Annotated in this window: 12 protein-coding genes and 2 rRNA genes (1 of these 14 running past the window's edge); 7 read left to right on the forward strand and 7 right to left on the reverse strand. The window is 44.9% G+C overall.

Annotated elements, in window-relative coordinates:
- The first annotated feature begins 85 nt into the window (after positions 1 to 85).
- From CTH_RS13420 to CTH_RS13430, 3 genes are all read left to right on the forward strand, one after another.
- Entirely contained in the window at positions 86 to 355 is a 270-nt protein-coding gene (locus CTH_RS13420) for a hypothetical protein (RefSeq protein ID WP_078666449.1), read from the forward strand.
- A 176-nt stretch (positions 356 to 531) separates the two neighbouring features.
- On the forward strand, positions 532 to 1,128 hold the full coding sequence (locus CTH_RS13425) for a zinc metalloprotease (RefSeq protein WP_107754187.1): 597 nt from the start codon (positions 532 to 534) through the stop codon (positions 1,126 to 1,128).
- 19 nt (positions 1,129 to 1,147) lie between these two features.
- Complete coding sequence (locus CTH_RS13430; RefSeq protein ID WP_107754189.1) at positions 1,148 to 1,684, forward strand: hypothetical protein; 537 nt, start codon at positions 1,148 to 1,150, stop codon at positions 1,682 to 1,684.
- Between the two features lie 21 nt (positions 1,685 to 1,705).
- On the opposite strand, the gene CTH_RS13435 is transcribed toward CTH_RS13430, so the two are convergent.
- Positions 1,706 to 2,062, reverse strand: a complete 357-nt coding sequence (locus CTH_RS13435) for a hypothetical protein (RefSeq protein WP_318262699.1) — start codon at positions 2,060 to 2,062, stop codon at positions 1,706 to 1,708.
- Positions 2,063 to 2,454: 392 nt separating this feature from the next.
- On the opposite strand from CTH_RS13435, the gene CTH_RS13440 reads away from it, so the two are divergent.
- The 4 genes from CTH_RS13440 (at position 2,455) to CTH_RS13455 (ending at position 5,092) form a co-directional block, all read left to right on the forward strand.
- Positions 2,455 to 3,051, forward strand: a complete 597-nt coding sequence (locus CTH_RS13440; RefSeq protein ID WP_107754193.1) for a zinc metalloprotease — start codon at positions 2,455 to 2,457, stop codon at positions 3,049 to 3,051.
- 19 nt (positions 3,052 to 3,070) lie between these two features.
- Complete coding sequence (locus CTH_RS13445; protein WP_079907460.1) at positions 3,071 to 3,607, forward strand: hypothetical protein; 537 nt, start codon at positions 3,071 to 3,073, stop codon at positions 3,605 to 3,607.
- 372 nt (positions 3,608 to 3,979) lie between these two features.
- On the forward strand, positions 3,980 to 4,522 hold the full coding sequence (locus tag CTH_RS13450; RefSeq protein ID WP_107754195.1) for a matrixin family metalloprotease: 543 nt from the start codon (positions 3,980 to 3,982) through the stop codon (positions 4,520 to 4,522).
- Positions 4,523 to 4,552: 30 nt separating this feature from the next.
- Entirely contained in the window at positions 4,553 to 5,092 is a 540-nt protein-coding gene (locus CTH_RS13455) for a hypothetical protein (RefSeq protein ID WP_079907374.1), read from the forward strand.
- Between the two features lie 127 nt (positions 5,093 to 5,219).
- Here the strand turns inward: CTH_RS13455 and CTH_RS13460 are convergent, their stop codons facing one another.
- The 6 genes from CTH_RS13460 to CTH_RS13485 form a co-directional block, all read right to left on the reverse strand.
- Positions 5,220 to 7,679 carry an ATP-dependent Clp protease ATP-binding subunit gene (locus CTH_RS13460; RefSeq protein ID WP_107754197.1) on the reverse strand — a complete coding sequence of 820 codons (2,460 nt, stop codon included), beginning with the start codon at positions 7,677 to 7,679 and terminating at the stop codon, positions 5,220 to 5,222.
- 25 nt (positions 7,680 to 7,704) lie between these two features.
- Entirely contained in the window at positions 7,705 to 8,781 is a 1,077-nt protein-coding gene (locus tag CTH_RS13465) for a protein arginine kinase (protein WP_078666453.1), read from the reverse strand.
- 1 nt (position 8,782) lies between these two features.
- On the reverse strand, positions 8,783 to 9,277 hold the full coding sequence (locus tag CTH_RS13470) for a UvrB/UvrC motif-containing protein (RefSeq protein WP_078666454.1): 495 nt from the start codon (positions 9,275 to 9,277) through the stop codon (positions 8,783 to 8,785).
- Positions 9,267 to 9,755: a CtsR family transcriptional regulator gene (locus CTH_RS13475; RefSeq protein ID WP_079907371.1), complete on the reverse strand. Its 489-nt coding sequence runs from the start codon at positions 9,753 to 9,755 to the stop codon at positions 9,267 to 9,269. Before CTH_RS13475 ends, CTH_RS13470 begins: the two co-directional genes overlap by 11 nt.
- A gap of 207 nt (positions 9,756 to 9,962) precedes the next feature.
- Positions 9,963 to 10,079, reverse strand: a 5S ribosomal RNA gene (gene rrf / locus CTH_RS13480).
- Between the two features lie 46 nt (positions 10,080 to 10,125).
- Positions 10,126 to 12,157, reverse strand: a 23S ribosomal RNA gene (locus CTH_RS13485) (it continues 1,513 nt past the right edge of the window).

Below are 12,157 nucleotides of genomic sequence, written 5' to 3' on the forward strand. Positions count from 1 at the left end.
AATAGCGCTCCTTGAGGTAGGAATTTTTCCAACCTCTTTATGTCTTTATACCTGAGAGAACAAATTACCAGGAGGTCTGTTAATAATGCCAATAAAAGGTGATTATAAACAATATACTGACCCTGAGGAGCAAGCAAAAATGATGGGAAATTTTTTGGGTAGTTTTCTCAATAGTTCTAAGATCCCTATTGGACTTAAATGGTTAGGCTGGTTTTTGCTCCTCTGCTCCAGTATATTTTTTCCCTTCGTTATCATCAAAGATCTTCTTAGTGGAGGTCTGGAGATATTTTTATTAGTACCGGTATTGTTTCAATGGGTATTGGTTTATTATATTTTAAAGAAACTATTAAGATAGCAAGTAACAGTTACAGCCGGTGGAGAGTTTCACCGGCTGTAAAAGTTTATACTTTGGCTTTGTCGAATCAAAGCTGAAATTGGCGAATTTTTGTGGAAAAAAATGGTTGATCTTTTTTTTTTATATATTATAATTTGTTCAGGGCGCCCAGATATAAAATTTGGGAGGTGTGTCTATTGAAAAAGATTGTTCTTTATAAAAATCTTCTAGTAGTAATAATGCTTGTGCTTGTACTTGGAATGAATATACAATCTGCATCTGCTTATTTCACTCTACCTTATCGTTGGCCAGATAATATTTTTTATTATAAGATTGATAGCAGTGCTAACGATCTCACTAGCCTTATTTCGAATGCTGCCAATTCTTGGAACACAACGACACCTGTTTCTATTTCTAATTCCTCAACTGGAGAAATCCTTATTAAAAAGGTTAATGATTCAACCGTAACCTGGTCGGGTAAAACAAACCTATATGTTGGTTCTATCGGGGGAAAATATTATTATAATCAAGGTATTGTTCAGATTAACCAAGCTAAAATAGGGAGTTATACTTCACTACAAAAACAAGGTGTAATAGCACATGAATTTGGCCATGTTATTGCCCTTGCCGATGATAATGGCTATCTGTTATACGGCGATCCAAAAGTTCTTATGCTTGGTTATGACTCCGAAAGACATAAATTAGGTATCTATACACCACAATCTGTTAATAAATATGTGCCAGGTGTAGGTTATGTTTATGGCGATATTGAAGGAGCAAACTATCTGTATTAACTTTAAGGAGGTGTGAAAGATGAAGGCTAAACCATTATTATTTATTGGGTTGCTGAGCTTACTAATAGTATCAGGCATTATTAATTCTGAGAATTCAAAAAAACCTATGATTATATCTCATGCTAGCTGGGTTAAATATTATCCTGACGTAAAATCCCTGGTAGAAGATGCCGATGTAATTGTCGAAGGAGAGGCTGAGTCAATAAAATCCTACCCGCGTTTTGATGAGCTTGATATTGCTACAGATGTCTATTTCAATGTCTCAAAGTGGTACAAAGGTTCAGAGCCTAAATCAAGAAATAAGATAATCATTGAACAGGACGGAGGAGTATATAAGGGAGTCACCAGTAAACTGGACAAAGTTGAAATAATGGAACCTGGCAAAAAATATCTGCTCTTTTTGCATTACTCTCCGGAAGAAGATAAGTATGCTGTCTTAACTGGTTGGCAAGGTCAATTTAAACTTGGCTTTTTTAAGGCAGAAAATCCAGAACCAGCCCGCTCCATGGATAAAGATAAACTATATGACGAAATAGCAAGACACAGCCGGCGGTAATTAACCACCGGCTGTAATTCTTTAAGCCTTTTTTCTGAAGGTCAGCCTGCCGTCTTCCGCATCTACGATAACGGTATCCCCTAAGGCAAAGGTCCCTTTCAGCAGTTCTTCTGACAACTGGTCTTCCACCATACGCTGGATAGCCCGGCGCAAGGGCCTTGCCCCAAAGGCAGGATCATAGCCCTTCTTCACCAGCACTTCTTTGGCTGCCGGTGTCACTTCAACCTGTACGCCGAAGTCCTGCAAGCGCTTGTTCAAGGCAGCCAGCATCAAATCTACGATTTGCTGGATATGTTCTTCCTCCAGCGGGTGGAAAACGATAATTTCATCAATTCGGTTCAGGAACTCCGGCCGGAAAGTGTGCTTCAACTGGTCCATCAGCTTATCCTTCATTTTCTCATAAGCATCTCGCTTATCTTCCGCTTGGACTTAAATGGTTAGGCTGGTTTTTGCTCCTCTGCTCCAGTATATTTTTTCCCTTCGTTATCATCAAAGGTCTTCTTAGTGGAGGTCTGGAGATATTTTTATTAGTACCGGTATTGTTTCAATGGGTATTGGTTTATTATATTTTAAAGAAACTATTAAGATAGCAAGTAACAGTTACAGCCGGTGGAGAGTTTCACCGGCTGTAAAAGTTTATACTTTGGCTTTGTCGAATCAAAGCTGAAATTGGCGAATTTTTGTGAAAAAAAATGGTTGATCTTTTTTTTTTTTTTATATATTATAATTTGTTCAGGGCGCCCAGATATAAAATTTGGGAGGTGTGTCTATTGAAAAAGATTGTTCTTTATAAAAATCTTCTAGTAGTAATAATGCTTGTGCTTGTACTTGGAATGAATATACAACCTGCATCGGCTTATTTTTTATTACCTTATCGTTGGCCAGATAATGTTTTTTATTATAAGATTGATAGCAGTGCTAACGATCTCACTAGCCTTATTTCGAACGCTGCTAATTCTTGGAACACAACGACACCTGTTTCTATTTCAAATTCGTCAAACGGAGAAGTTCTTATCAAAAAGGTTAATGAGCCAAATGTAAAATGGTCAGGAATCACAGACCATTATATTGGAGCGATTGGAAACACATATTTTTATACAAGCTGTATCGTCCGGATTAACCAATCTAAAATAGGGAATTATACTTCACTACAAAAACAAGGTGTAATAGCACATGAATTTGGCCATGTTATTGCCCTTGCCGATGATAATGGCTATCTGTTATACGGCGATCCAAAAGTTCTTATGCTTGGTTATGACTCCGAAAGACATAAATTAGGCATCTATACACCACAATCTGTTAATAAATATGTGCCAGGTGTAGGTTATGTTTATGGTGATATTGAAGGTGCAAACTATCTGTATTAACTATAAGGAGATGTGAAAGATGAAGGCTAAACCATTATTATTTATTGGGTTGCTGAGCTTACTAATAGTATCAGGCATTATTAATTCTGAGAATTCAAAAAAACCTATGATTATATCTCATGCTAGCTGGGTTAAATATTATCCTGACGTAAAATCCCTGGTAGAAGATGCCGATGTAATTGTCGAAGGAGAGGCTGAGTCAATAAAATCCTACCCGCGTTTTGATGAGCTTGATATTGCTACAGATGTCTATTTCAATGTCTCAAAGTGGTATAAAGGTTCAGAGCCTAAATCAAGAAATAAGATAATCATTGAACAGGACGGGGGTGTATATAATGGTGTTACCCGAAAACTGGACAAAGTTGAAATAATGGAACCTGGTAAAAAATATCTGCTCTTTCTGGATTACTCTCCGGAAGAAGATAAGTATGCTGTCTTAACTGGCTGGCAAGGTCAATTTAAACTTGGCTTTTTTAAGGCAGAAAATCCAGAACCTTCCCGCTCCATGGATAAAGATAAACTATATGACGAAATAGCAAGACACAACCAGCGGTAATTATTCGCCGGCTGTAACTCTTTAAGCCTTTTTCCTGAAGGTCAGCCTGCCTTAACTTCTACCTGTATGTCAAAGTCCTGCAAGCGCTTGTTCAAAACGGCCGCATCAAATCTACGATTTGCTGGATATCACTTCCTCCAACGGGTGGAAAACGATAATTTCATCGATCCGGTTCAGGAATTTCGGCCGTAAAGTGTGGTTCTATAACCTACGTATCGAGTCTGGTTAATAGAAGGAATTATTAACTTTCAGTCAATTGTTGTCAAATAATGGCGATAAAAATTAGAGAAATAAAATATAAAATTTGGTTGTTTTTTTAATCTACAATATGTTCGGGGCGTCCTAAAACCTTTATATAAAGGAGTTGAAAAAATGAGAAAAATTGCAATTTTAATTTTAATGTTTATGCTTATTTTTACTACTTCCATACCTGCCTTTGCTTACAAACTAGCTGGTTGGAAATGGCGTGATCCAAAATCAATAACTTATTCCTTTCATTCCAGCGCAACAAACAACATGCGTACTGCTGCCAATAATGCCGCGAATGAGTGGATAAAAGCCTCTACTAAAATTAGTATGACTTATGACAGTTCCGGTAATGGTAAAGTTATAATAATGGGTGCAAATGATGGCCCTACTACTGTCGATGGTTATTTTAAGCCGACTTATGAATTCCTTAGCACCACTTATATTAAAGGTGGCACAATAAGAATAAACACTTATTATAGTGAAAAATACTCGTCCACAACTTATCAAGCACTATTAGGTCACGAACAAGGACATGTATTTGGTCTTGGAGACGAACCCAACGAAAGCTATCGTTGTTTAATGATTCCTACTACCAAGGTTAGAGCTTATTACACTTATATCCCTCGCTCAGATGACATTAATGGAATTAATGCAATTTATCAGTAATTACTATTATTAGATAATGGGGTGTTACTTATGACCAAAAAATACCTTATAATTTGTGCTGCTAGCTTGTTTGCCTTAATTACACTGTTTAAAGGCTACAAATATTTAAATGAACCAAGCCTAATAAATTTAAAAGCCAGCTATGCCTACATCCTTAGTGACGCAGAAGCAGCAAAAAAAGCTAAACATATTGTAGTAGGAAAAGTCAATAAAGTCCAGGGCTATGATTTATCAGGATTTATGCCCAAAACATTTTTCGAAGTACAAGTAGTTGAAAATCTTAAAGGCAACCTAGGTGATAAATTTATCTTCAGACAAGATGGAGCTATCGACGAAAAAAATAACGAAAAAATTATCATTGAAAATTATGATTTATTATCTCCTGGTCAAACATATCTTTTCTTTTTAGACAAAGTACCCGATAAAAATAATACTTACTGGTCTATCAACGGGCCTTTTTCTGTCTACCAAATAGATGGTGATATGGCTAAAAACAATACTAGTCCCGTTCGAAGCCAGAAATTAATTGAGCTAAAAAAAATAATCGAAACCCATAAAGTTCAGCCTTAACAAAGTATAAATCTTGTAGAAGGGGGGTTACAAACCCCCGTACTCCCACTTCGTTTAGCATGTGGAGATGACCCCATGTCGGGCGCACAGACACAGCCGGCGGTAATTAACCACCGGCTGTAATTCTTTAAGCCTTTTTTCTGAAGGTCAGCTTGCCGTCTTCCGCATCTACGATAACGGTATCCCCTAAGGCAAAGGTCCCTTTCAGCAGTTCTTCCGACAACTGGTCTTCCACCATACGCTGGATAGCCCGGCGCAAGGGCCTTGCCCCAAAGGCAGGATCATAGCCCTTCTTCACCAGCACTTCTTTGGCTGCCGGTGTCACTTCAACCTGTACGCCGAAGTCCTGCAAGCGCTTGTTCAAGGCAGCCAGCATCAAATCTACGATTTGCTGGATATGTTCTTCCTCCAGCGGGTGGAAAACGATAATTTCATCAATTCGGTTCAGGAACTCCGGCCGGAAAGTGTGCTTCAACTGGTCCATCAGCTTATCCTTCATTTTCTCGTAAGCATCTCGCTTATCTTCCGCTTCTCCGGCTTTAAAGCCCAGGGAGGCTTCCTTCTTGATCAGGTTGGCTCCCACATTGGAGGTCATGATTACCACCGTGTTGCGGAAATCCACCGTCCGCCCTTTACCGTCGGTGAGGCGGCCATCTTCCAGCACCTGTAACAGGACATTGAATACATCGGGATGGGCTTTTTCCATTTCATCCAGCAATACCACTGAGTAGGGCTTACGTCGTACCGCTTCAGTCAGCTGGCCCCCTTCATCATAACCCACATATCCGGGAGGGGCCCCCACCAGCCGGGCCACGGTGTGCTTTTCCATATATTCGGACATATCCAGGCGGATCATGGCATCTTCATCCCCGAACAGGGCCTCTGCCAGGGCTTTGGCCAGCTCCGTCTTACCGACACCGGTGGGGCCCAGGAAGATGAAGGAACCGATAGGTCGCTTGGGATCCTTTAGCCCGGCTCTTGCCCGCCGGATGGCCCTGGCCACTGCTGACACCGCCTCTTCCTGACCGATTACCCGTTGATGCAGAATTTCCTCCATTTTCAACAGGCGATCACTTTCTTCCTCAGCCAGTTTCTTCACCGGAATGCCGGTCCAGCTGGCTACGATATGAGCGATTTCATCAGCTGTTACGGTAGCCCCTTCGCCCTGATTCCGTTGCCGCTGCCAGTTCTGTTTCAAATCCTCCAGTTCCTGGCGCAACTGCTGTTCCTTATCCCGCAGTTCAGCAGCTTTTTCAAACTCCTGGGCCAACACCGCCGCTTCTTTTTCCTTGCGGATATTTTCCAGTTCCTGTTCCTTATCTTTCAAATCCGGCGGTGCAATATAGGTCTGCAACCTAACCCGGGAAGCAGCCTCATCGATCAGGTCGATAGCCTTATCGGGCAGGAAACGGTCAGTAATATAGCGGTCGGACAGCTTGACTGCTGCTTCCAGAGCTTCATCGGAGATTTTTACCCGATGGTGAGCTTCATAGCGATCCCGCAAGCCCTTCAGGATTTCCAGGGCTTCTTCAACCGTAGGTTCATTGACCATAATGGGCTGGAAGCGACGTTCCAGAGCCGGATCCTTTTCTATGTGCTTTCGATATTCGTCCAGAGTTGTCGCACCAATGCACTGCAGCTCGCCCCGGGCCAACGCCGGTTTAAGGATATTGGCTGCATCGATAGCTCCCTCTGCCGCACCGGCTCCAATTAATGTATGCAGTTCATCAATGAAGAGGATAATATTACCGGCCTGCCGGATTTCCTCCATCACTTTCTTCAGCCGTTCTTCGAACTCACCCCGATACTTGGAGCCAGCCACCACTGAAGATAAGTCCAGAGTTACTACTCGTTTATCTGCCAGAGTTTCCGGCACCTTGCCTTCTATAATCCGCTGGGCCAGACCTTCAGCAATTGCTGTCTTACCAACCCCCGGTTCACCGATTAACACCGGATTGTTTTTTGTGCGTCGGCTCAGGACCTGCACAACCCGCTCAATTTCCTTTTCTCTGCCCACAACCGGGTCAATTTTGCCATCCCGGGCCAGAGCTGTCAAATCCCGGCCGAATTCATCCAGGGTAGGGGTCTTAACATTTTTGCCGCCAGCCGCTTTGCCTTTACCATTTCCCGCCTTGACTCCAGGAGCAGCTCCATGGCCACTTAAAAGCAACAATACCTGTTCTCTTACTTTTTGCAAGTCAGCACCCATACTCTGTAATACCTGGGCTGCTACTCCTTCTCCCTCTTTGATTAATCCCAGTAAAATATGTTCTGTACCAATGTAGTTATGACCCAGGTTACGCGCTTCCTCAAAGGCTAATTCCAGCACCTTTTTGGCACGAGGAGTTAAGGCTATCGCTCCATGAGCTGGCCCTTCTCCCCGTCCTGTCAACTCTTCTACTTCTTTCCTCACTTGTTCTAAACTAATATCCATTGCTTCCAAAGCTCTGGCTGCAATTCCTTCTCCTTCACGAATCAGGCCTAAAAGCAATTGTTCAGTGCCAACATAGTTAACATTTAGACGCCTTGCTTCTTCCTGAGCCAGCAACAATACCTTTTGTGCCCTTTCAGTAAACCTGTTAAACATCTTTAACCACCTCCATTTAATCCTTTTAATCTTTCACTTCACACAGTTTTAGTCTTTCCCTGATCAGTTTGGCCCGGCGAACATCTCGCTCCATCGGGGATAATTCTTTCCCGGCCAGTTTTTGCAAATAAGCCGGACGCATTAGTACCATCAGCTCATTCAAAACAGTAGATTCCACTCCCTGTAACAAGCCCAGATCCACACCCAGGCGCACATTGGATAACAAGTTAATGGCCTCCTGGGAGGTAATCATCTGGGCATATCTTAGTATGCCATAGCTGCGCCAGATTTTATCACTGAGCTGTTCGCCCCATTCTTGGCGCAATCTTTCCCGGGCTTGCCGTTCCTGCTGGATAATCTGTTTAACTACCGCCAGCAGGTTGTTAATAATTTCTTCTTCACTGCGCCCCAGAGTAATCTGGTTAGAAATCTGGAATATGTTTCCGGCTGCTTCTGTTCCTTCACCGTAGAGGCCCCGGACCGTCAGCCCAAACTGGCCAATAGCATTGACCAAACCGCCAATTTGTTTTGTCAGTACCAGACCGGGCAAGTGCATCATCACTGATGCCCTTAAGCCAGTACCGACATTGGTCGGACAGGCAGTCAAATAGCCTCTTTTTTCATCATAGGCTATATCCAGAGTCTGTTCCAGCCCGTCATCCAATTTATTAGCCAACTCCCAGGCTTCAGTGACTTTCAAACCTGGTAGCAAAACTTGCAAGCGCAGATGATCCTCTTCATTAACCATAATGCTTATGGTTTCATCATCACTGAGGACGACAGCCCCAAAACGGCTTTTGGTGGCGTGCTGGGGACTGATTAAATGTTTTTCCACCAGGATTTCCCGTTCATTCGGAGACAATTCATCCAGACGGGTAAACTCAAGTTTTGGCCATTTCTTTTCATTATTCATTTTTTCTACCGCCAGTCTGACACCAGCTAAAACTTTATTTCCATCTTCCTCCTGCATCCGATGCGGAAAAGGAGTACCTTCCAGGTTACGGGCCAACCGAACCCGGGAACTGAGGACTATATCCCCTTCCGGACCTTTGCCATTCATCCAGCGACTTAATGCATTATTAATGATATCCCTGAGGGACATATTATTTCACCTCCCGCTGTTCTAGTTCCCTAATTTGATCTCGCAACTTAGCTGCTTTTTCAAACTCTTCACGAGCCACTGCTTGCTGCAGTTCCTGGCGTAACTTCTCAATTTCGCGCTTAATTTTCAAACTACCACCCCGTCGAGCTGGTACCTTGCCTGTATGCCGGGGGGCCCCATGAATTTGGCGCACCACATTATCCACCTGGTGGCTAAAAGCCTCATAGCACTGACTGCAACCAAAAAGCCCTCCCTGAGCAAATTCAGCGTAAGTCATGCCACAATTGGGGCACTGGTGGCCAGTCTCACTCCTTTTCGGAACTGTTAATTCCTTGAAAACTCCTCCGAGCAAATTGAAGAAATCCGTTTGCCCAAATTTAAACTCCCCCAGTTCACTGGCACACTGCTGACATAAATTCAGTTCAGTCTTTTCACCATTGATTATTTTCGTAACATGTACGGTAGCCGGTTTAGCATGACAACGTTCACAGATCATCATCATAACCCCCTTTGGTCACATGTTTTATTAATCCCAGCAATGCAGCTTTTAATAACCGTGCTCGCCACATATCGCGCTCCGGTAAACGCATATCCAGAGTTTGCCGATCAAGGATGCTGAGCAAGATAGCCATTTCTCTGGTATTTATTATTCCGTCGTTGGCAAGACGATAAATAATATCCTCCGCCTGGCGCTGGCTAATCTGCGATCCTACAAAGTGGTCAAGCTCAGTAAGCAGCTTATTTTCCTCAGGCAACTGTATTCTCAAGATTCGTATATATCCACCACCGCCCCGGCGGCTTTCTACGATAAATCCTCGCTCCCTCGTAAACCGGGTACTGATTACATAATTGATTTGCGAAGGCACACAATTAAATCTGGCTGCCAGTTCATTGCGCTGTAATTCAACCGCTCCTCCAGCTGCTGCAAGTTTCTCCATGATATATTGCTCAATATAATCACTAAGAGAACTCATACTATCACCTCCACCTCTAGTATGCCCCGCTATCTTGATTTTACTTTGACTTTCTTTGACTTTCAATTTGTAAAATTATCCTTTAATACAATTCATGCAACAATATCCCTCTCATTTGCTATATTTCTCATTATTTCTTTGTTTTTCATTTTTTATTGTCACAAATAAAATACCCACCAAGCATTTCTGCTTGATGGGTTAACTCGTGTCCGGCAGCGACCTACTCTCCCAGGACCCTGCGGTCCAAGTACCATCGGCGCTGGTGGGCTTAACTGCCGTGTTCGGTATGGGTACGGGTGTTGCCCCACCGCCATTGCCACCGGACTATTCTCTTCAGGGATTGCTCCCTCAAAACCGCACAGAGTTTCTTGAGGTTAAGACCTCGACCTATTAGTACCGGTCCGCTCAAAGCCTTGCGGCTCTTACACTCCCGGCCTATCTACCTGGTCTTCTTCCAGGGGTCTTACCTGGTTTTCCCAGTGGGAAATCTTATCTTGAGGTGGACTTCGCGCTTAGATGCTTTCAGCGCTTATCCCGTCCAGACTTGGCTACCCAGCGATTGCTCCTGGCGGAACAACTGGTACACCAGCGGTCTGTCCATCCCGGTCCTCTCGTACTAGGGACAGCTCCTCTCAAATTTCCTCCGCCTGCGACGGATAGGGACCGAACTGTCTCACGACGTTCTGAACCCAGCTCGCGTACCGCTTTAATGGGCGAACAGCCCAACCCTTGGGACCTACTTCAGCCCCAGGATGCGATGAGCCGACATCGAGGTGCCAAACCTCCCCGTCGATGTGGACTCTTGGGGGAGATAAGCCTGTTATCCCCGGGGTAGCTTTTATCCGTTGAGCGATGGCCCTTCCACTCGGTACCACCGGATCACTAAGCCCGACTTTCGTCCCTGCTCGACCCGTCGGTCTCACAGTCAAGCTCCCTTCTGCCTTTGCACTCTCCGCGCGTTTTCCATTCGCGCTGAGGGAACCTTTGGGCGCCTCCGTTACTCTTTGGGAGGCGACCGCCCCAGTCAAACTGCCCACCTGACACTGTCCCCTACCCGGCTCACGAGTTCGGGTTAGAACTTCAATATCACAAGGGTGGTATCCCACCACCGACTCCACTTAGGCTGGCGCCTAAGCTTCCCAGTCTCCCACCTATCCTGTACATGCAATACCAAAATCCAATGTCAGGCTACAGTAAAGCTCCACGGGGTCTTTCTGTCCTGTCGCAGGTAACACGCATCTTCACGTGTACTACAATTTCGCCGAGCCCCTCGTTGAGACAGCGCCCAAGTCGTTACGCCTTTCGTGCGGGTCGGAACTTACCCGACAAGGAATTTCGCTACCTTAGGACCGTTATAGTTACGGCCGCCGTTTACCGGGGCTTCGGTTCAAAGCTTCGCCTCTCAGCTAACCTTTCCCCTTAACCTTCCGGCACCGGGCAGGCGTCAGCCCCTATACGTCAGCTTTCGCTTTGGCAGGGACCTGTGTTTTTGGTAAACAGTCGCTTGGGCCTCTTCTCTGCGACCGCTCTATGCTCCAGGCGCGCAGCCCTTCACATCTAGCGGCACTCCTTCTCCCGAAGTTACGGAGTCATTTTGCCGAGTTCCTTAACGAGGGTTCTCTCGCTCGCCTTAGGATTCTCTCCTCACCTACCTGTGTCGGTTTCCGGTACGGGCACCATACCCCCTCCTTAGAGGCTTTTCTCGGCAGTTTGGCGTCAGAAGCTTCGCCCTTACGGGCTCCCCTTCACCTCTCAGGATTTCCGTGAGGCGGATTTGCCTGCCTCACTCCCTACTGGCTTGGACCGGTCCTTCCAATCACCGGCTCTCCCTAGCCTCCTGCGTCACCCCTTCGTAATATCGGTTGTATGGTGGTATCGGATTTTCAACCGATTGTCCATCACCTACGCCTCTTCGGCCTCGGCTTAGGTCCCGACTTACCCTGGGCGGACGAGCCTTCCCCAGGAAACCTCAGGTTTTCGGCGGGCAGGATTCTCACCTGCCTTTTCGCATACTTATACCGGCATTCTCACTTCCATGCGCTCCAGCACTCCTCACGGTATGCCTTCTCCGCCCATGGAACGCTCCCCTACCCCTACTCGAAGTTCGATGTTAGAAGTTTGATGTTCGATCTTGGCATTCCTCCCGGGTCCTTACTTTATGCTTAGACCTTAGGATTTCTGCTTGCTTCGAACCTCGAACCTCCAACTTCGAACCTCGAATAAGCCGCGATTTCGGTGACAGGCTTAGCCCCGGACATTTTCGGCGCACAACCACTCGACCAGTGAGCTATTACGCACTCTTTAAATGATGGCTGCTTCTAAGCCAACATCCTGGTTGTCTATGCAGCTGCACATCCTTTCCCACTTAGCCTGTACTTCGGGACCTTAATCGGCGGTCTGGG

The sequence above is a fragment of the Carboxydocella thermautotrophica genome, assembly GCA_003054495.1.
GTDB lineage: Bacteria > Bacillota.

What these genes read in the sequence shown, in the direction of transcription:
- CTH_RS13420 (WP_078666449.1), top strand. Translation starts at nt 86, where the DNA reads ATGCCAATAAAAGGTGATTATAAACAATATACTGACCCTGAGGAGCAA.
- CTH_RS13430 (WP_107754189.1), top strand. Translation starts at nt 1,148, where the DNA reads ATGAAGGCTAAACCATTATTATTTATTGGGTTGCTGAGCTTACTAATA.
- CTH_RS13435 (WP_318262699.1), bottom strand. Translation starts at nt 2,062, where the DNA reads ATGGACCAGTTGAAGCACACTTTCCGGCCGGAGTTCCTGAACCGAATT.
- CTH_RS13445 (WP_079907460.1), top strand. Translation starts at nt 3,071, where the DNA reads ATGAAGGCTAAACCATTATTATTTATTGGGTTGCTGAGCTTACTAATA.
- CTH_RS13450 (WP_107754195.1), top strand. Translation starts at nt 3,980, where the DNA reads ATGAGAAAAATTGCAATTTTAATTTTAATGTTTATGCTTATTTTTACT.
- CTH_RS13455 (WP_079907374.1), top strand. Translation starts at nt 4,553, where the DNA reads ATGACCAAAAAATACCTTATAATTTGTGCTGCTAGCTTGTTTGCCTTA.
- CTH_RS13460 (WP_107754197.1), bottom strand. Translation starts at nt 7,679, where the DNA reads ATGTTTAACAGGTTTACTGAAAGGGCACAAAAGGTATTGTTGCTGGCT.
- CTH_RS13465 (WP_078666453.1), bottom strand. Translation starts at nt 8,781, where the DNA reads ATGTCCCTCAGGGATATCATTAATAATGCATTAAGTCGCTGGATGAAT.
- CTH_RS13470 (WP_078666454.1), bottom strand. Translation starts at nt 9,277, where the DNA reads ATGATCTGTGAACGTTGTCATGCTAAACCGGCTACCGTACATGTTACG.
- CTH_RS13475 (WP_079907371.1), bottom strand. Translation starts at nt 9,755, where the DNA reads ATGAGTTCTCTTAGTGATTATATTGAGCAATATATCATGGAGAAACTT.